A 19,169-nucleotide genomic window follows, 5' to 3' on the forward strand; every position below is an offset into this window, starting at 1 on the left:
CCTTGGGCTGCGGCGCCCAGTTTGATGGATTGATCCGGTCTTGGCCGGTTCATCGCACAAGTAACGAAATAGGTCCATTGTAATTGTGAGACTAAGTTCCACAATTCTCAGGCGGCGCTAGACTTCATCCATGCGCACGCCGGGGTGGAAATACGCATACACCGCGCGCGCGGTGGCGCGGTTGATGCCGGAGACCGCTTCGAGGTCTTTCAGCCCGGCGCCGCGCACATCGCGCGCCGAGCCGAAATGCATCAGCAGCGCCTTTTTGCGCGCGGCCCCCACACCGGGCACATCGTCCAGCTCCGAGGTGGTGATTTTTTTGCTGCGCGCGTTGCGGTGGGTGCTGATGGCGAAGCGGTGCGCCTCGTCGCGCAGGCGTTGCAGGAAGTAGAGCACCGGATCGCGCGGGGGGAGCTGGAAGGGCTCGCGCCCGGCCATGAAGAACCATTCGCGCCCGGCGTCGCGGTCTGGCCCCTTGGCGATGCCCACCAGGGGAATATCGGAGAGGCCGAGTTCCTCCATGATGGCGCTCGCCGCCGAGAGCTGCCCGGCGCCGCCGTCGATCAGCACCAGATCCGGCCAGTTCTCGCTCTCGCGGCCGGGGTCTTCGGCCAGGGTGCGCGAGAAGCGCCGGCGCATCACCTCGCGCATCATGCCAAAGTCATCGCCGGGGGTGATGGCGGATTTGATGGCGAATTTACGGTAGGCGGATTTGTTGAACCCCTCCGTCCCGGCCACGACCATGACGCCATAAGCATTGGTGCCCATGATATGCGAGTTGTCGTAGGTCTCGATGCGCGCGGGAGGCTCTGGCAGGCCGAACAGCTCGGCCACGGCGGCGAGCAGCTTGCCCTGGCCGGCGGTCTCGGCGAGCTTGCGCTCCAGCGCCTCGCGCGCGTTGGTTTGGGCATGTTGCACAACCTCATGCTTCTCGCCGCGCTGGGGCACCAGCAGGGATATTTTGCGCCCGGCCTTCAGCGATAGCGCCTCGGCCAACAGCTCATGTTCCTCCGGCTCGTGGCTGAGCAGGATGAGTTGCGGGGCGGGTTTGTCATCATAAAACTGCGCGATGAAGGCGCTGAGCACGGCGCCCGGCTCGGCATCCTTGGCCTGGGAGGGGAAGAAGCTGCGGTTGCCGTTGTTGCGCCCGCCACGGATGAAGAACACCTGGATGCAGCTCTGCCCCGCCTCCTGGTGCAGGGCGATGACATCGGCATCCGTCAGGCTGGCGGGGTTGATGACGTCAGTGCCCTGGATATGCGCCAGGCCCCGGATACGGTCGCGGATGGCGGCGGCGCGCTCGAATTCCAGGTGTCCGGCGGCCTGCTCCATGGCGGCGGCGAGGTCTTTTTGCACGGCGCCTGATTTGCCGGAGAGGAAGGCCTTGGCCTGGTCCACCAGGGTTTTATATTCGGCCTCGCTCACGCGGCCGACGCAGGGCGCGCAGCAGCGTTTGATCTGGAACAGCAGGCAGGGCCGGGTGCGGTTGGCGAATACGGTATCGGCACAGGTGCGCAGCAGGAAGATGCGCTGTAGCGCCTGGACCGTCTGGTTGACCGACCACACCGAGGCGAATGGCCCCCAATAGCTGCCCTTGCGCACCTGCGCGCCGCGGTGCTTGGCGATCTGCGGGAAGGGGTGGTCCTCGGTCAGCATCAGCCAGGGGTAGGATTTATCGTCGCGCAGCAGGATGTTGTAGCGCGGCTGGAGGCGCTTGATGAGGTTGGCCTCGAGCAGCAGGGCCTCGGCCTCGGTGTGGGTGGTGAGGATTTCCATGGCGGCGGTGGCGGCCACCATGCGGCGCAGGCGCTCAGGCAGGCGGGCGAGCTGCGTGTAGGAGACGACGCGCTTTTTCAGGTTGCGCGCCTTGCCGACATAGAGCGCGTCGCCTTTGGCATCCAGCATACGATACACGCCAGGGTTGCCGGGCATGGTTTCCAGCGCCGTCAGGATGATTTCAACGCCTGTGGGAATGTTGATTTTATCCCCGTCTGTCATGGTAACCTTGTGGATAACTCTGTGGAAACTGTGTAACCGGCGAGGCGCTGGCGGGAAGAAGGTTATACCGCTTGGAAGTTGCCCCGTTTCGGCGGTTTATTGTTAATGCAATGATTTTGTTGCAAATAATGAAAATCATGAGTCATGTCATTGTAACAGTTTCGGGCCGGAACCCCTTGACTCAACGTGAATTCGGGGGAGTGGACAACTAGGCGTTCCGGCGCTCGATTTCGACACCCGCGGAGGAGGCGTCAATAAAAACGTCGAGTTTTTCCACACGCACCCGGGCGATGCGGATGCGTGCATCGGTGAGGCAGGCTTCGCACAACCGTTCGGCCAGGGTTTCCACCAGTTGGACATGCCCGGTGGTGGCCAGGGCGCGCACCTTGTCCACGATTGTCTCATAATCGACGACGCGGCCCAGATCATCCTGCCCCACGGCGGCGCGGGAGAGGTTGGTGGTGTTTTCGTCGGCGACCGCAAGGTCGATATTGATGCGCACCCGCTGCCTGCCGGTGTGCTCATGTGGATACACGCCGATGGAGGCGCTGAGCACCAGATCACGGATGAACATGTGGCGCGTGGCGCGCAGTGCGTCGGCGTAACGGGGCTGGTCCATGAGCTGGGTTTTGCGCCGCCGGGGGCGCGATGGCAATCACCCCGGCGCATGGCAGGCTGGCGGTGCTATTTGCGGCGTGGAAAGCCCTCGATGAAGAGGAGGCTGCCCGATGCCGCGGGCCAGCGGAAGTTTTTGATGGCGTCCTGATATTCCGGGGAATGATACCAGCGCTCGGCCTCGGCGCGGTCGCGGAACTCGAGCAGGGCGAAGCGGCTGAACGGCCACTCCCCCTCGATGACGCTGGGCGCGTTGTCGGCGGCCAGCGCGCGGCCGTCATAACCTGGGAAAAGCTCCACAAACGCGGCGATGTATTTGTTGTAGAGCTCCCAGTCATGGACGTTGAGCTGGCCGGCGACGTAGCAGGGCATGGCGTTTCCTCTTTGGTTACGCCAACGTCATGCCTTCAGTGAGGCCATGTCAATCGAAAACCTGTATTTCACGTCGCTTTGGAGCATACGCTCGTAGGCTTCGTTGATTTTCTGGATGGGGATGATCTCGACATCGGCGGTGATGCCGTGGGCGGCGCAGAAATCCAGCATCTCCTGGGTTTCGGGGATGCCGCCGATCATCGAGCCGGCGAAATTGCGCCGTTTCATGATGAGCGGGAACACGGCGATGGGGAGCGGGTGCTCCGGCGCGCCGACCTGCACCATGGTGCCCTCGCGCTTGAGCAGGTTAAAATAGGGCGTCAGGTCATGCGAGGCGGAAACCGTGTCGATGATCAGATCAAAACTCTCGGTATGCGCGGACATTTGCGCGGCATCCTTCGAGATCACCACCTCCTCGGCGCCGAGGCGCTTGCCGTCGTCCACCTTGCCGGGCGAGGTGGTGAACAGCACGGTTTGCGCGCCCATGGCATGGGAGAGCTTCACCCCCATATGACCGAGGCCGCCGAGGCCGATGATGCCGACCTTTTTGCCCGGTCCGGCGCCCCAGTGGCGCAGCGGCGAATAGAGGGTGATGCCGGCGCAGAGCAGCGGCGCGCTGCTGGCCAGGTCCATCCCCTCGGGCATGCGCAGCACGAAAGATTGATCGACGACGATGCTGCTGGAATAGCCGCCGTGGGTGGGGCCGCCGATGACGGGCTCGGTGCCGCCGTAGGTGCCGACGGCGCCGGTGTCGCAATATTGCTCCAGCCCCTCGGCGCAGGAGGGACAGGTGCCGCACGAGTCCACCAGGCAGCCGACGCCGACATGGTCACCCACTTTATATTTGCTGACACCGGCGCCGACGCTGGTCACGCGGCCGACGATCTCGTGCCCCGGCACGGCGGGGTAGACGGTGTAGTGCCACTCGTTGCGGGCAAAATGCAGGTCTGAATGGCAGACGCCGCAATAGAGGATCTCGATTTGGACATCGTCGGCGCCAACGTCGCGGCGGTTGAAGGTGAAGGGGGCGAGCGGCGTGGTGGCGCTGGCGGCGGCAAAGCCGGTGCAGGTGAGCATCGTTTACGTATCCTTAAATTTAAGACCCTATAGGTATGGAGGGGCTGGCCGCTTCGCAATACGCTCCGTGCATGGCGGTGTGACATTTTGGCGTTATAGTATTGCGTCGCAATTTTGGCGGGGCGGTTGGGGCGGCAGTTGGCAGGGCGCGCCCAAAAGAATAAGGGAACGCGGGAATTGTATTGCGAAGGAGCGAATTTATGCCGGATGTGAACGTGGCGGCTGATTATAAGGTTAAGGACATCTCCCTGGCGGCCTGGGGCCGCAAGGAGATCGAGATGGCCCAGGACGAAATGCCGGGGCTGATGGCGCTGCGCGCCGAGTTCGGCCGGGACCAGATTTTGAAGGGTGCCCGCATCGTCGGTTGCCTGCACATGACCATCCAGACCGCCGTGCTGATCGAGACGCTGACCGCGCTGGGCGCCTCGGTGCGCTGGTCGTCGTGCAATATTTTCTCGACCCAGGACCAGGCCGCCGCCGCGATCGCCGCGACCGGGGTGCCGGTGTTTGCCTGGAAGGGCATGAGCGAGGAAGAATTCTGGTGGTGCATCGAGCAGACCGTGCGCGGGCCGGACGGTTGGGTGCCGAACATGATCCTCGATGACGGCGGCGATGTCACCAAGCTGATGCACGACAAATACCCGGACATGCTGAACCATGTGAAGGGCATCTCCGAGGAGACCACCACCGGCGTGCACCGCCTGTGGGAAATGGCCCGCGCGGGCGAGCTGCTGGTTCCGGCCATCAACGTGAACGATTCCGTCACCAAGTCGAAGTTCGACAATCTGTATGGTTGCCGCGAGAGCCTGGTGGATGGCATCCGCCGGGGCACGGATGTGATGATGTCCGGCAAGGTCGCCGTGGTCGCCGGCTTTGGCGATGTCGGCAAGGGCTCAGCCGCCAGCTTGCGCAACGCCGGTTGCCGCGTGCTTGTCACCGAGATCGACCCGATCTGCGCGTTGCAGGCGGCGATGGAGGGCTATGAGGTCGTGACCATGGACGACGCCGCCCCGCGCGGCGATATTTTCGTCACCGCCACCGGCAATGTGGACGTGATCACCATCGAGCACATGCGCGCCATGAAGCACCGCGCCATCGTGTGCAACATCGGGCATTTTGACAGTGAAATCCAGATTGAGTCGCTGCGGAACCTGAAGTGGGACAATGTGAAGCCGCAGGTGGACGAGATTGAGTTCCCCGATGGCAAGCGGCTGATCGTGCTCTCCGAGGGGCGGCTGGTGAACCTGGGCAACGCGACGGGGCACCCGAGCTTCGTGATGTCGGCCAGCTTCACCAACCAGGTGCTGGCGCAGATCGAGCTGTGGACCGCGCCGGCCGGCAAGTATGAGAACAAGGTGTATGTGCTGCCGCGCCATCTGGACGAAAAGGTCGCGGCGCTGCATCTCGCGAAAGTGGGCGCCAAGTTGACGCAGCTGACCACGAAGCAGGCTGATTATCTGGGCCTGTCGCAGCAGGGGCCGTTCAAGCACGAGCTGTATCGCTACTGATGTTGATCACCGGCAACATCCTGGTGGCGCTGGGCCTGGCGGCCCTGGTTGGCGGGATGTTGTTTTTCGGCGCCGTGATGGCGCCGCTGGTGTTCACCAAGCTACCGGCGGAGGCGGCGGGGAATTTTATCCGCGCTGCCTTTCCGTTTTATTATGCGTATATCATCGCCGCGTCAGCGCTGGCGGCGGGCGGGTTTTTGTTCCGTGGCGAATATGGCGCGGCCAGCGTGCTGATGGTGGTGATGGCGGTGACGGTATGGCTGCTGTTCGGCTGGATGCCGCATCTGGAAGCGATGCGCGTGGCGGGGGACACCGCCGGGTTTTCGCGCGGGCACCGGATTTCAGTTTGGGTGAATGGCGGGCAGTTGCTCACCGCGCTGGCGTTGTTAATCCGCACAGCGGTTTAGGATTTTTGTCAGCAAGTTTGATGCTGGCGTCTCCGTGAAACATTTTTGTGCCGCGAAATAGGCTTGCGCCCGCGTGAGCGCGGCGCGGCTGGCGGCGTCCGGGGTGAGGGTGATGAGCGCGATGCTGGGGGTGTGGTTCAGCGCTGGCATCTGGCCGGGGCGGAGCAGGGCCACGCGAGCGGTATCAGGCAGTTGGCTGATGAACGGGCCGGGGATGCCCACGCCGTCGTTACCAAAGGGCAGCAGAATGAGGGTGCCGGGCAGCGCCGCCGCTTGATGCGCGGCAAACCCCTGGGGCTGCATGGTGGCGGGGGAAAAGGCGAGGCCGAGAATGGCGCAGAACTCCACCGCAAGCATGATGATGAGCAGCGGGCGGGGCAGCGCGGCGGCGAGGAGCAGCGCCAGATAGGGCATGGCAAAGGCGAGATAGCGGATTTCGATGGGGGTGTTATTAAACACGGCGCCCAGTGCCAGCAGGCCAAGCGGCGGGGCGGCGGCTGCCAGCGCCAGGGGCAGGGCGTGGCTGGAGCGTTTGAGCAAGATGCAGGCCAGCGCGGCCAGAAACAAAACCGCGAGGGCCGCCGCCAGCTCCGGCGCAAAATGTCCGGCATAAAGCGGCAGGCCGCCAAATTGCGCGGCGCCGAAATCCTTGACCAGCAGGCGTAGCGCGGGCAGGGGCGAAAACGCGGCAAACTGCCCGGCGCGGGAGCCGTGCTGGGCGGCGAAAAACCATGCATCCGCCAGTAGAAACGGCGTGAGGCCGCAGGCGGCTGGCAGCAGATGGCGCCGGCGTTCGCGGCCCAGGCAGAGCCAGAGCAGCACCGCGCAGGCGGTGAACACGGCGAGGTAGTTGGTGAACGCCGCCGCCCCCAGGGCCAAGCCACCGGCCAGGGCGAGGCGGCGCCGGCGCCGCTGCACTGCCAGAAACACCAGGGTGAAGCCAAGCAGATTGAAAAACTGCGCGAGGGCGAAATTGCGCGCGATGATGCCGGTGTAGGCAAAACCATAGGTGAACAAGGTGAAGCTCAGCGCGGGGAGCAAGGGGATGGCCGCCAGGGATGCGAACCAGCCGCCGACCGCGAGCGCCGCCAGGGAGAACGCCACCGAGAGCAGGCGCGCGGCGAACCAGGAGGGCCCGGCGATTTGCCGCCAGGATTCCAGCGCCCAGAAATAAAGCGGTGGATGTACATCGCCCGTGCGCAGGTCATGCGCGATCTGGCTTAATGAGGCGTGGCCGGAGAACAGGCCGCGCACGGAACCGGCGGTGAACGCACCTGTGGGCCAGGGGGGGCGGGCGTGCCCGGCGGTGAGGAAGATGGAATAGGCTTCGTCGTATTCAGGGGCGCGGTGCCAGGCGATGAAACCCAGCAACGCGGCGGCGAACAGCAGGAATCCGGCCAGTTTCATGCAACCGAAGGTAGTTTATTCCCGGCGCGTTCACAATCTGCGGGCTATTCGTCCTTCAGCGCCCGGCTCATCAGCTCGGCCATGGTCTCGGCGATGCTGGCGCCGCCGGCCAGGAGTTTTGCGACGGCGGCGGTGATGGGCATGTCCACCCCGGCGGCGATGGCGCGCGCGAGCAGGGCGGGGGCGGTGGTGATGCCCTCGGTGACGGTGGTGCGTTTGGCGAGAATATCCGCCAGGCGCTCGCCCTTGCCCAGCGCGAAGCCAAGCGAGAAATTGCGGCTGCCCGCCCCGGTGCAGGTGAGCAGCAGGTCACCCAGGCCGGAGAGGCCGGAGATGGTTTCCGCCTTGCCGCCCAGGGCACCGGCGAGGCGGGCGATTTCGGCGATGCCGCGGGTGATCAGCGCGGCGCGGGCGTTCTCGCCAAGCCCGGCGCCCATCACCACGCCCGAGGCAATGGCGATGACATTTTTCGCGGCCCCGCCCAGCGCCGCGCCCAACGCATCGGCGCTGCCATAAAGGCGCAGTGTGCCGGTTTTCAGCGCCGCGATCAGCATCGCGCGCAAGGCGGCATCGGGTGTGGCGAGCACGGCGGCGGCGGGGAGCATGGCGGCGATCTCATGCGCGAAATTCGGCCCGGAGAGCATGGCGGCGGGGCGGTTGGTCACGATTTCGGGCGCGAGCAGCAGGCTGGCGCTCTCCAGCCCCTTGCAGCACAGCACCACCGGCGCGTTGCCCGGCAGGCGGGGCAGCACTGCGCGCAGGTGCTGCATCGGCACGGCAACCAGATAGATATCCGCATGCGGGATTTGCGCGGTAATATTGAGATTTTCGGGCAGCGTGGCGCTGGGCAGGCGGGTGTTGTGGCGGGTGACGCGCATGATATCCGCGCGCTCGGCATCGCGCGCCCAGAGCGTAACCTCTTTGCCGGCATGGGCCAGGAGCACAGCCAGCGCCGTGCCCCAGGCGCCGGCGCCGATTACGGCGATTTGTTCACTCATCGGTTATTCTCTCAACTCCCGCCGTGCTGCCTGGTTCGCCCAGAATGGACTCGAGCGCATGTAATACCGGCAAGGCCGTTTCCGCAAAACCGTAGGGCGGGTTGATGACGAGCAGGCCGCAGCCGTTGAGGCGCGCCGGGTCCAGGGCTGGGCGGCGGAGAAACTCGGCGGCGATGACATCGCGGACATTGGCCAGTTGCAACGTCTCGAAAAACGCCCGCACCGGGGCGCGGTGCTTGATGGGATACCACACCACATACACCCCGGTTTTGAATTTGGCGTAGGCAGTGAGAAGGTTTTTCGCCAGGGTGGCGAATTCGTCCGGGCGCTCGAAGGGTGGGTCGATGAGGATCAGCCCGCGTTTTTCCGGCGGCGGCAGAAACGCGCGCAGGGCCTCATAGCCGTCGCGCTCATGCACCGCCACGCCGGGGGTGCCTTGGAAATTGCGGCGCAGCGCGGCGGCGTCCTCGGGGTGCAGCTCGCAGGCGACCAAGCGGTCAGTTGGGCGCAGCAGCGCGGTGGCGATGGCCGGGGAGCCGGGGTAGAGGCCGAGTTGTTCGATCAGCGCGGTGTAATCCGCCAGCGCCGGGTCGCGCGCGGCGAGGATTTTGCTGATGCCCTCGCGCCATTCGCCGGTTTTCTCGGCCGGGCCGCTGGAGAGGTCATACCGGCCGATGCCGGCATGGGTGTCGAGCACCAGCAGCGGCTTATCCTTGCGCTGCATCGCGCGCAGCAGCTGGATGAACAGCGCATGTTTCACGCAATCGGCGAAATTCCCGGCGTGGAAGGCGTGGCGGTAGTTCATCGCACCATATCCCGCGCCAGGTCTTCGAGCGGCCAGCGGGGTTTGCAGGGGGCGGTGAGCGGGTCGGTCAGCCCGGCGCGCAGGCGCTCAACCCCGGCCCAGGCGACCATTACGGCATTATCGGTGCACAGGCGCAGCGGCGGCGCGATCAGGGTTTTGCCCTGGGCGGCGCAGAGCGTGTCCAGCCGCGTGCGAATCGCGGTGTTTGCGGCCACGCCTCCGGCGATGATGACGGCGGAGACATCCGGGCGGCGCGCGAACGCATTGGCCAGCCGGTCAGCCAGAATATCGGTCACCGCGGCCTGGAAGCTGGCGGCGATGTTGGCGGCAAGCGGGCGGGGCAGGGCGGTTGTGCCTTGGGCGGCGGCGAGCTGGGCCACGGCGGTCTTCAGCCCTGAGAAGGAGAAGTCGCAACCCGGCCGGTGCAGCAGCGGGCGGGGCAGGGGGTAGGCGTGTGCATCGCCCTCGCGCGCCAACGCCTCCAGCGCGGGGCCGCCGGGGTAGGGCAGACCGAGCAGCTTCGCGGTTTTATCGAACGCCTCGCCCACCGCGTCATCCAGCGTGGTGCCGAGTTTGTGATACCGCCCCACGCCTTCCACCACCACGCACTGGCTGTGGCCGCCCGAGAGCAGCAGCAGCAGATAGGGAAATTGCGGCTGGGCGGCGCTCAAGCCGGGCAGGCGGGCGGTGAGGGCATGCGCCTCCAGATGGTTGATGGCGATATAGGGCCTGCCCGCCGCGATCGCCGCGCCCTTGGCAAAGCCGGTGCCCACCAGCAGCCCGCCGATCAGCCCCGGCCCGGCCGTGGCGGCAATGGCGCCGAGGTTCGCATAGCCAACCCCGGCCTGGCGCAGCGCCTCGCGCGCCAGCTCCGGCAGCGCCGCCAGATGCGCCCGTGCGGCGATTTCGGGCACCACGCCGCCCCAGGGCGCGTGGTCGGCGATCTGGCTCAGCACCAGCTCGGAGAGAATCCGCCCGTCCGCCGCCAGCACCGCGGCGGCGGTTTCATCGCAGGAGCTCTCGATGCCCAATACAATCTGACTCATTGCCACTACTTTTCTTTCCTCGACGCACGCTCTAGACCACGCTCGTGAAAACCGTAACACCCCCCATGAAACCGCACCGCCGGGACCTGCCCCTCAAAGCCGGCACCCGTGGCTCCCCGCTCGCCCGCGCCCAGACCGCGACATTCCTGGCCCTGCTGCGCCAGTTCTGCCCGGTTCTGCGCGGCATGGAGGTGTTCGAGGAGCATATCATCGTCACCACGGGCGATGCGGTGCAGCACCGCCCGCTCGCCGAGATTGGTGGAAAAGGATTGTTCGCCAAGGAAATTCATGAGTCGCTGCAGGAAGGCCGGATTGATTTCGCGGTCCATAGCCTGAAGGATTTGGAGACCACGCTCCCCGAGGGCATCACTTTGGCCTGCACCCTCAAGCGCGAGGATGCGCGTGATGTGTTGATTTTGCCGTCCAGCCATGCTGCCGTGGATGCCGCCGACCCCTACGCCGCCCTGCCGCATGGCGCGCGGATCGGCTCGGCCTCGGTGCGCCGCCAGGCGCAGTTGAAGCATGCGCGGCCGGACCTGGAATTCGCCTTGCTGCGCGGCAATGTCGGCACGCGGCTCTCCAAGGTAGAGAACGGCGAGTTTGACGCCACCCTGCTGGCCTACGCCGGGCTGCGCCGCCTGGGTCTCGCGGACAAGGCCAGCATCGTGTTGAGCCCTGAACACATGGTCCCCTCCGCTTGCCAGGGCATCGTCGGCATCACCGTGCGCACCGCCGATACCGAACTGCTCGCGCTGCTCTCGGGCATCGAGGACCCGGAGGCCAAGGCAGTGGCCACCGCCGAGCGCGCGCTGCTCGATGCGCTGGATGGTTCCTGCCGCACGCCGATTGGCGGCTATGCACGGCTGATTGATGACGCCACCCTGCACATCACCGGGCTGGTGGCGCGGGCTGATGGCACGTTTTTGCTCAAGCGCAGCGTCACCGGAGCGGTGGCGGATGCCGCGCGGATCGGCCGTGAGCTGGGGCTGGAGTTGAAGGCGGACAGCCCGTCCGACATCTTCCTGCCGTGAAAATCCTGGTCACCAGGCCGGAGCCGGGCGCGAGCGCCACGGCGGCGCGGCTGGTGGCCATGGGGCATGAGCCGGTGCTGGCGCCGTGCCTGGTGATCGCGCAGCGGCCCGCGCGGCTGCCCGAAAACCCGGCGGCATTGATCATCACCAGCGGCCAGGCGGTGCCCGCATTGCCGCCAGCGCTGCATAATGTGCCGGTGTTTTGCGTCGGCGACGCCACGGCCGGCAAATTGCGCGCGGCGGGGTTTACCCGTGTGGAGAGCGCCAGCGGCGACGCGGCGGATTTGCTGCGGTTGATCCGCGAGCGGCATTTGCCGGGGCTGCATGTGCTGGCGGTGGGTGAGCGCCATGGGCAGGCGCTGGCGCGGCAGTTGCGGGGGGCGGGGTTTGCGGTGGTGCGCCGCACGGTTTATGCGGCCCGGCCGCTGCGCGCGTTGCCCGAGGCCGCGCGCGCCGCGCTGGCGGGCGGGGAAATTGGCGCGGCGCTGTTTTATTCCGCCGAGTCGGCCCGCGCGTTTATCCGCCTCAATCCGCCGGGGACGGAGACAATCACCGCCTGCGCGCTCAGCCCGGCGGTGGCCGGCGCGCTGGGTGGCTTGCCCTGGCGCGCAATTCGTGCCGCATTAGCACCTACCGAGGCGGATCTGATGGCATTGTTATCATGAGCGAGACCGAAACCGAGACCGAAACCAAGGGCGAAACCGCGAAACCGGTGGCGCCACCCAGGCCGCGCCGGTCGCTCTGGCCGGTGTTTCTGCTGCTGAGCTTCGTCATATTGGCGGGCGGCGAGGGGTATTTGTGGAAGTTGCAGCAATCGCTGGCCGGGCAGGGCACGGCGGTTGCCGTGTTACAGGCGCAGGTGGCGGATTTGCGCGCGCAGGCGGCACAGGCGCGGCCCGGAGCTGACAGCATCGCCACCCAGGCGGATATTTCGCTGAAATTCGCGACGCTGAGCGCCCAGGTGAACGCCATGCAGAGCCAGCTCGCCGCCGACCATGGCACGCTGACGACGCTGCAGGTGAACGCCACCGACCTCACCAAGCTGACCGCGCGCATTGCATTGCTGAACCAGTTGGAGAGCGCGCGCATGGCGCTGGATAACGGGATGCCTTTGGGCACCATCGCCAACGCGCCGCCCGCGCTGGCGCAGTTCGCCGCCACGCCGCCGCCCACCGAGGCGGCGCTGCGCCTTGGCTTCCCCGCTGCCGCGGCTGCGGCTGAGGCCGCCAGCATCGCCGGGAACGCGCAGGGCGGATTCTGGGCGCGGGTGTTGCTGCGGCTGGATAATTTCATCACCATCCGCCAGGGCGCGCATGTGCTCGTTGGCAGCCCGGCCTCCGGCGCGCTGGCCCAGGCCGCCACGCTGCTGGGTGCTGGCGACCTCGCGGGCGCGGTGGCGCAGGTGGGCACGCTCAGCGAATCGACGCAGCAGGCCATGGGCGGCTGGCTGACCCAGGCAAAGGCCCTGCTGGCGGCGCGCGCGGCGCTGATCGCCATGGCCGGGCAGGCTTAGGCCCATGCTGCGCGCGGTCAAATTCATCCTCATCGCGGCGGTTGTTCTGCTGCTGGCATGGTGGATCGGCGGGCTGCCAGGCAGCGTGAGCGCGACCTCCGGCGGCTATACGGTCGAAACCTCGGTCCCCGCCGCGCTTTTGCTGCTGTTCCTCATCGCCTTGCTGTTCACCGTGCTGCTGCGCGTGGCGGGCGTGCTGCGCCGCGCGCCGGGGGGCTTTAGCGCCTGGCGCGGCGGGCGGCGGCATAGGCTGGGCGAGGTGGCGGTGCAGCGCGGGCTGGTGGCGCTGGCCGCCGAGGACGCCAAGGCGGCCTGGGCCGAGGCCGGGCGGGCGAAAAAACTGTTGGGCGATACGCCGCTGGTGCTGCTGATCACTGCCGAGGCGGCGCGGCTTGCCGGCAAGGCCGCCGAGGCGCAGGCGGCGTTCGCGCAGCTTAGCCAGCATGAGGAAATGGGCTTTTTGGGCCATCGCGGCCTGTTGCGGCACCATCTGGAACAAGGCGACCATGAGGCCGCCAAAACCCATGCGGCGGCAGCGGAGACGCGCTACCCCGGCAGCGCCTGGGTGCGTGCCCAGCGGCTGGAGCTGGCGCTGCGCCAACAGGATTTCAGCGCGGCGCTACGGCTGACGCAGGTGCCCGCCGAGGTGGCGGCGCTGGCCACGGCGGCGGCGCAGACGAGCACCGGCAAAGGCCAGGCGCTGAGTTTTGCCAAGCAGGCGGTAAAGGCCGATGCCAAACTGGCCCCGGCGGTGGTGGCGCTGGCGCAGGCGTTGCGCGATGCGGGCAAGCCGCGCGCCGCCAGCAAGGCGCTGCGCGCGGGCTGGGCGGCGGCGCCGAACCCGCTGATCGCGCAGGCGTATCTGGCGCCGGTGAGCGGGTTGATAGAACAGGTGCAGGCGGCGGCCGAGCTGGCGGCGGAAAAACCCGGCCATGCCGAGTCCGAGCTGTTGCTGGCGCAGACCTCGCTGCACGCCGCCCTCCCGGCGGAAGCCCGGCGCCACGCGCAGGCGGCGATTGCGGCGGGCGCCACGGATGCGCGCGCGCGCGATGTGCTGGCCAGCCTGGAGGGCAAACCGCCCAGCGGCGGGGCAAAACCGGCCTGGGTGTGTAGCGCCTGCCATACGCCCCAGGAAAACTGGGCGGCGCTCTGCCCGGCCTGCCACAAGCCCGGCACGCTGGCATGGCAGACTTCCGCCCCCGCCGCTTGAGGGCCTGGGCGGCGGCGCTGTTTTTGTCCGCCGCGCCTGCTTTCGCCCAAACGCCCGCGTTGCCTCAAGAACCGGGCAATTGCGGCACCATCATCATCCCGCCGGGGCTGGGCATTGGGCCGGGGGCGGATATCACCTCGTTCAACCCGCTGTTCATCACCTCGGCTTATAACGCCGAAGCCGCCGGGCTGATGTTCGAGTCGCTGCTGTGGATCAACCGCTATCACCAGATCGACTGGTCACGCAGCATCGCCAGCAGCGTCACCACGCCGGATGCCGGCAAAACCTATGATGTGACAATGCGCCCCTGGCTGTGGTCCGACGGGGTGCCGGTGACAACGAAGGATGTGCTCTACGCCTTCGACCTTATAAAAGCCTACGGCACCAGCTACGCCGGTTATGGCGCGGGCGGCATGCCAGGTATCATCGCCAGCCTGACGGCCAGTGACGCCGCGCATTTTCAGGTGGTGCTGCAACACCAGGTCAACCCGGACTGGTTCATCCTCAACGGCTTGTCGCAACTTGCCCCTTTGCCGGCGCACGCTTGGGAGAAATATAATACCGATCAGATATGGCAGGGCCAGAGCAGCCCGGCGTTTTTTGGCGTGGTGGACGGGCCGCTGTTGTTGAGCGGCTTCACCGTCGGCGTGGATGCGGCCTTTGTCCCCAACCCGCGCTACGGCGGCGCGCCGATGCATTTCGAGCGCTTCATCATGAAATTCGAGAACGCCGAGGGGCAGGAATTGCAGGCGGTGGAATCGGGCGATCTCGATATGAGCAATCTGCCGTTTGATCTGTACGATCAGGCATCGCATCTGCCGGGCGCGCATGTGGTGACCCTGCCGCCCGCCTATGCATGGCATGAGCTGATTCCGAATTTGGCAAATCCCCGCACCGGATATTTCGCCGACGTGCGGGTCCGCCAGGCGATTGCCGATGCGATCAACCAGCAGCAGATCATTAGCCTCGCCATGCATGGCCACGGCCTGCCCGATTACGGCCCGGTGCCGGTGGTGCCGCCCATTTTCCTCTCCCCCGCGGCAAAGGCCGGGAGCTATCCGGTGGGCTATGACCCCGCGAAGGCGCGCGCGCTACTGGCGGCGGCGGGATATGCGCCGGGGGAGGATGGCATCATGGGCAAAGGCGGCCAGAGCATCTCCTTCACGCTGGAAATTCCGGCGGGGCAGCCGCTGCGTATTGAAATGGCGGAATCGATGCAGCAGGACCTGCGCGCGGTGGGGATTGCGATGCAAATCCGCCAGGTCGAATTCAACAAGATGCTGAGCCAGATGGTGCACGAGCCGCATGCGTGGGAGGCGATTCTGGTCGGGGAAAATCTCGCCGCCTACCCCTCCGGCGAAGACCTGTTCGTCACCGGCGGATATTTGAACAACAACGGCTACAGCGACAAAAAGATGGACGCGCTGGTGGCGCAAAGCACTGACGAGCCGGGCATGGCGGGGCTATATGCCTACCAGGATTATGCCAGCGCGCAGCAGCCGGTGATTTTTCTGCCCAACGAGCAATATTCAGTGCTGGTGCGCAACGGGCTGCATGGCGTGGGCGATTTCATCAACCCGCTGGGCGCCTGGGCGCCGGAGAAACTCTATTGCACGGCGGCCGCGGCGCCATGATGCGCATGGTGGCGAGGCGGCTGGCCGCATCGGGGCTTTCCATATTCATTCTGGTGACGCTGGTTTTTTTCATGGCGCATCTCACGCCTGGCGGCCCGGCGTATTCCATTCTCGGCCTCAAGGCGAACGCCACCTCCGTCGCGCAGCTCAACGCCCGGCTCGGGCTCAACCAGCCGTTGCTGCAACAATACGGCCTGTGGTGGTGGCATCTGGCGCATGGGCGGCTCGGTTATTCCTATCTGCTCAACCGCCCGGTGGGCGCGCTGCTCTGGCGCTATGAGCTCAACACGCTGGTGTTTTACGCCATTGCCATTTCGCTCAGCACGGGGCTGTCGATTTTGCTGGGGCTGGCGCAGGGCGTGTATTTCGGGCGTTGGCCGGCCCGGCTCATCGGCGCGTTTCAGCTCGGGTTTTACGCATTGCCGCCGTTTTTCATTGCCGCCATGCTGGTGCTGTGGGCCTGCGTGCGCCACCGCTGGCTGCCCGCCAGCGGCATGGTGGATTTGCGGCTCGCGCATCCGGGCATCGCCAGCTACGCGGCGCATCTGGTGCTGCCGGTCATCACCGTCACGCTGTTCACCACCGCTTCGCTCTCGCGCTATTTCGGCGAGGCGGTGCATGAGGAGCTGGGGCGCGACTATGTGCGCACCGCGCGGGCGAAAGGTGTCGGTTTCACCGCCATTCTTTTCACCCATGTGCTGCGCAACGCGCTGCGCCCGCTGGTCACCATGCTGGGCCTCTCGTTGCCGTATATTTTCACCGGCGGGGTCATCGTGGAGTCGGTGTTCAATTATCCCGGCCTGGGGTGGCTGATGTGGCGCTCGGCATTGGCGCAGGATTATCCCATTCTTATTGCCATCGTGCTGGTCATCGGCCTGCTCACCGTGCTGGGCAACCTGCTGGCCGATGTGGTGAACGGATTGCTCGACCCCAGGGCAAGCTATGAGTAGCAAGTTATGAATAATCGCGGCGGGTTGCTCGCAGGGCTGGCGCTGGGCGGGTTGATATTTTGCCTTGGCTTCATCGCGCCGTTGCTGGTTACGGCGGACCCCTACGCCATCCACCCCGCATACGCGCTGCAACCCCCCAGCCTCATGTTTCCGCTGGGCACGGATGAGTTGGGCCGCAACGAATTATGGCTCATTTTATCGGGAAGTTTCGCCACGCTCTCGGTTGCGCTGCCGGCGGCGGCGCTGGCGTTTGCCTCCGGTGTTGCCTATGGCCTGGCCTGCGGCCTTGCGCCCGCCTGGGTGGACCATGTGCTGATGCGCCTGCTCGATGCCGTGCTGGCGCTGCCCAGCCTGATCGTGCTGCTGTTTTTCGCGGCGCTGGTGCCGCTTAACAATATCAGCCTCGTCCTGCTGCTCGGCCTCATCTCCTGGCCCGCGCTGGCGCGCCTCGTGCGCAACGAGGCGCTCGCCCAGCGCGGACGGGATTTTGTGCTGGCGGCCGAGCAGTCCGGCGCGTCGCGGTTTTATGTCGCGCGCGTGCACCTGCTGCGCGTCATGGCGCCGGTGCTGGTGGTCAACGGCACCTTCATGGTGGGGGATGCCATTTTCTCCTTGAGCGCGCTCAGCTTTTTGGGTCTTGGCGTGCAGCCGCCGCAAGTGAGCTGGGGCAGCCTGTTGCAATCCGCGCTGAATATCATCGCGCTGGACCCGTGGTGGCTGATCCTTCCGCCCGGCCTGCTGGTGTTCGCCTCCCTGCTGGCTGCCTCGCTCACCGGCCAGGGGTTGCTGGCGCGCTGGGGCAATGCGCGATGAACGCGGTGTTGCGCGTTGAAAATCTTTCCGCCGCCTTGCCGCGTGGCGGCCGCGATGTGCCGATTGTCGAGGGCTTGAACCTCACCATCAACGCGGGCGAGATGCTGGCGCTGGTGGGTGAGAGCGGCTCGGGCAAGACCATCGCGGCGCTCTCCATAATGCGCCTGCTGCCTCCCGGCGCCACGCTCACGGGTGGTGTCTGGCTGGGTGGGCAGAACCTCGCGCTACTGCCGGAATCCGCGTTGCGCCGTGTGCGCGGGCGCGATGCCGGTATGGTCTTCCAGAACCCGCTGGCGGCGCTTAACCCTTCGCGCACAGTGGCGTCGCAGATCGCCGAGGCGTGGCGCGTGCATAACGGCGGCGGCAAAAACACCGCGCGGGTGCTGGAGCTTCTGGGCGAGGTTGGCATCCCCAATGCGGCGGCGCGGCTGGGGGATTATCCGCACCAGTTCTCCGGCGGGCAGCGCCAGCGCGTGATGCTCGCCATGGCGCTCGCCTGCGCGCCCAAATTGCTCATCGCCGACGAACCCACCTCCGGGCTGGACCCGCTGATCGCCCGCCAGATCATGGAACTCATCGCCCGGCTGCGCCGCGAGCTGAACATGGCGGTGCTCTTCGTCACGCATGATCTCTCGGTGGTGGAGGCGCATGCTGACGCCGTGCAGATGCTCTATGCCGGAAAATCCGTTGAGTGGGGCAGCGCGAAACAGTTTTTTACACATCCGCGCCACCCCTATAGCGAGGCGCTGCTGGGCTCCATCGCGCGCGTCGGCCAGGCGCGGCTGCATAATATTCCGGGCAGCCTGCCCGAGCCTGAAGCACGCCCGCCCGGCTGCCGCTTCGCGCCGCGTTGCGCGCATTGCCAGCCTGATTGCGAGGCGGCGTTTCCCCCGCCCTCGCAATTCGGCGCCACCACCGCCGCCTGTTTTTATCCGCGGCCGGTGCAGGACCGCCACGCCGGCGTTGAAGCTTTGCCGGTCACCGCGCCGCGCAGATTCATCACGCAGCTACAGGTGCAACACCTCAGCGTGCGCTACGCCGGCAAAACCGGCTGGTTCGGGGCCAAGGCCGCGATGCCCGCCTTGCGGGATGCCAGTTTTTCGCTGGGGCGGGGCGAGTGCCTGGGTGTTGTGGGCGAGAGCGGCTCGGGCAAATCGACACTTGGGCGCGCCATTTTGCAAATGCTGCCCTATGAGGGGCAGGTGCTGCTGGAGGATACGGATTTCGCGGCCTTGCACGGCGCGGCCCGGTGCGCGCGGCGGCGGCGGTTGCAGCTGGTGTTTCAGGATCCGCGCGAATCCATGAATCCGCGGCTGCGCATTGGCGAGATCATCGCCGAGCCGTTGCGGCTGCAAGGCCAGCTCCCCCAGGCGGCACTGCGCGAAAAAGTGGAAACCCTGCTGCGCCGTGTCGGCCTGAATGCGCAACTGGCCGGGCTTTTTCCCGGGACGCTCTCCGGCGGGCAGGCGCAGCGCGTCGCCATCGCCCGCGCGCTGGCGGCCTCCCCCGATATCATCGTGCTGGATGAACCAACCTCGAGCCTGGATGTCTCCACCCAGGCCATGCTGCTGAATTTGTTGAAGGATATCGCGTATACGGACGCGCTTTCCTACATTCTTATCAGCCATGACTTCGCGGTGGTGAGCTATATGGCCGACCGCATCGCGGTGCTGCACGAGGGGCGCATTGTGGAGCTGAACGATACGGCGGCGCTCATTGCCGCACCCCGGCACGCCTACACCGCGGCGCTTATTGCCGCCGCGCCGCAACCGCGCGGGGTTTAGC

At 66.2% G+C, this 19,169-nt stretch carries 18 protein-coding genes; 10 read left to right on the forward strand and 8 right to left on the reverse strand.

What is annotated here, in order from left to right; genetic code table 11:
* Positions 1 to 117: 117 nt before the first annotated feature.
* The 4 genes from uvrC to QQJ84_RS17440 all read right to left on the reverse strand — a co-directional run bounded on the left by uvrC (position 118) and on the right by QQJ84_RS17440 (position 4,062).
* A complete protein-coding gene (uvrC, locus tag QQJ84_RS17425) occupies positions 118 to 1,998 on the reverse strand; it encodes an excinuclease ABC subunit UvrC (protein ID WP_284259599.1) in 1,881 nt (626 codons plus the stop codon).
* 208 nt (positions 1,999 to 2,206) lie between these two features.
* Positions 2,207 to 2,617, reverse strand: coding sequence for a dihydroneopterin aldolase (locus tag QQJ84_RS17430; protein ID WP_284259600.1), 411 nt, complete (start codon positions 2,615 to 2,617; stop codon positions 2,207 to 2,209).
* 65 nt (positions 2,618 to 2,682) lie between these two features.
* Positions 2,683 to 2,985, reverse strand: coding sequence for a DUF1330 domain-containing protein (locus QQJ84_RS17435; protein WP_284259601.1), 303 nt, complete (start codon positions 2,983 to 2,985; stop codon positions 2,683 to 2,685).
* A 27-nt stretch (positions 2,986 to 3,012) separates the two neighbouring features.
* Positions 3,013 to 4,062, reverse strand: a complete 1,050-nt coding sequence (locus tag QQJ84_RS17440) for an NAD(P)-dependent alcohol dehydrogenase (protein WP_284259602.1) — start codon at positions 4,060 to 4,062, stop codon at positions 3,013 to 3,015.
* 200 nt (positions 4,063 to 4,262) lie between these two features.
* On the opposite strand from QQJ84_RS17440, the gene ahcY reads away from it, so the two are divergent.
* Entirely contained in the window at positions 4,263 to 5,570 is a 1,308-nt protein-coding gene (ahcY, locus tag QQJ84_RS17445; RefSeq protein ID WP_284259603.1) for an adenosylhomocysteinase, read from the forward strand.
* On the forward strand, positions 5,570 to 5,977 hold the full coding sequence (locus QQJ84_RS17450) for a DUF4149 domain-containing protein (RefSeq protein ID WP_284259604.1): 408 nt from the start codon (positions 5,570 to 5,572) through the stop codon (positions 5,975 to 5,977). The genes ahcY and QQJ84_RS17450 overlap by 1 nt, the downstream gene beginning before the upstream one ends.
* Here the strand turns inward: QQJ84_RS17450 and QQJ84_RS17455 are convergent.
* The 4 genes from QQJ84_RS17455 to tsaD are packed head-to-tail and all read right to left on the reverse strand — an operon-like array spanning position 5,957 to position 10,233.
* Complete coding sequence (locus tag QQJ84_RS17455; protein ID WP_284259605.1) at positions 5,957 to 7,384, reverse strand: hypothetical protein; 1,428 nt, start codon at positions 7,382 to 7,384, stop codon at positions 5,957 to 5,959. The genes QQJ84_RS17450 and QQJ84_RS17455 overlap by 21 nt on opposite strands.
* A gap of 44 nt (positions 7,385 to 7,428) precedes the next feature.
* The gene (locus QQJ84_RS17460; protein ID WP_284259606.1) at positions 7,429 to 8,382 is read right to left on the reverse strand and encodes an NAD(P)H-dependent glycerol-3-phosphate dehydrogenase; all 954 of its coding nucleotides are present in this window, start codon (positions 8,380 to 8,382) and stop codon (positions 7,429 to 7,431) included.
* Positions 8,375 to 9,187 (reverse strand): 23S rRNA (adenine(2030)-N(6))-methyltransferase RlmJ, encoded by an 813-nt coding sequence (locus QQJ84_RS17465; protein WP_284259607.1) that lies wholly within the window; start codon positions 9,185 to 9,187, stop codon positions 8,375 to 8,377. Before QQJ84_RS17465 ends, QQJ84_RS17460 begins: the two co-directional genes overlap by 8 nt.
* A complete protein-coding gene (gene tsaD / locus QQJ84_RS17470; protein WP_284259608.1) occupies positions 9,184 to 10,233 on the reverse strand; it encodes a tRNA (adenosine(37)-N6)-threonylcarbamoyltransferase complex transferase subunit TsaD in 1,050 nt (349 codons plus the stop codon). Before tsaD ends, QQJ84_RS17465 begins: the two co-directional genes overlap by 4 nt.
* 65 nt (positions 10,234 to 10,298) lie before the next feature.
* Here tsaD and hemC point away from each other — a divergent pair, with 65 nt between their 5' ends.
* The 8 genes from hemC to QQJ84_RS17510 are packed head-to-tail and all read left to right on the forward strand — an operon-like array spanning position 10,299 to position 19,168.
* Entirely contained in the window at positions 10,299 to 11,264 is a 966-nt protein-coding gene (gene hemC / locus QQJ84_RS17475; RefSeq protein ID WP_284259609.1) for a hydroxymethylbilane synthase, read from the forward strand.
* Positions 11,261 to 11,929 carry a uroporphyrinogen-III synthase gene (locus QQJ84_RS17480; RefSeq protein WP_284259610.1) on the forward strand — a complete coding sequence of 223 codons (669 nt, stop codon included), beginning with the start codon at positions 11,261 to 11,263 and terminating at the stop codon, positions 11,927 to 11,929. The genes hemC and QQJ84_RS17480 overlap by 4 nt, the downstream gene beginning before the upstream one ends.
* Entirely contained in the window at positions 11,926 to 12,777 is an 852-nt protein-coding gene (locus tag QQJ84_RS17485; protein WP_284259611.1) for a hypothetical protein, read from the forward strand. The genes QQJ84_RS17480 and QQJ84_RS17485 overlap by 4 nt, the downstream gene beginning before the upstream one ends.
* 4 nt (positions 12,778 to 12,781) lie before the next feature.
* Complete coding sequence (locus QQJ84_RS17490; RefSeq protein ID WP_284259612.1) at positions 12,782 to 13,987, forward strand: heme biosynthesis HemY N-terminal domain-containing protein; 1,206 nt, start codon at positions 12,782 to 12,784, stop codon at positions 13,985 to 13,987.
* Positions 13,960 to 15,621 carry a peptide ABC transporter substrate-binding protein gene (locus QQJ84_RS17495; protein WP_284259613.1) on the forward strand — a complete coding sequence of 554 codons (1,662 nt, stop codon included), beginning with the start codon at positions 13,960 to 13,962 and terminating at the stop codon, positions 15,619 to 15,621. The genes QQJ84_RS17490 and QQJ84_RS17495 overlap by 28 nt, the downstream gene beginning before the upstream one ends.
* Complete coding sequence (locus QQJ84_RS17500; protein WP_284259614.1) at positions 15,597 to 16,571, forward strand: ABC transporter permease; 975 nt, start codon at positions 15,597 to 15,599, stop codon at positions 16,569 to 16,571. Before QQJ84_RS17495 ends, QQJ84_RS17500 begins: the two co-directional genes overlap by 25 nt.
* Positions 16,572 to 16,577: 6 nt before the next feature.
* Complete coding sequence (locus QQJ84_RS17505) at positions 16,578 to 17,384, forward strand: ABC transporter permease (protein ID WP_284259615.1); 807 nt, start codon at positions 16,578 to 16,580, stop codon at positions 17,382 to 17,384.
* A complete protein-coding gene (locus tag QQJ84_RS17510) occupies positions 17,381 to 19,168 on the forward strand; it encodes an ABC transporter ATP-binding protein (RefSeq protein ID WP_284259616.1) in 1,788 nt (595 codons plus the stop codon). Before QQJ84_RS17505 ends, QQJ84_RS17510 begins: the two co-directional genes overlap by 4 nt.
* The last annotated feature ends 1 nt before the right edge of the window (position 19,169 follow it).

Source organism: Acidocella aquatica, assembly GCF_030160635.1.
Classification (GTDB): domain Bacteria; phylum Pseudomonadota; class Alphaproteobacteria; order Acetobacterales; family Acetobacteraceae; genus Acidocella; species Acidocella aquatica.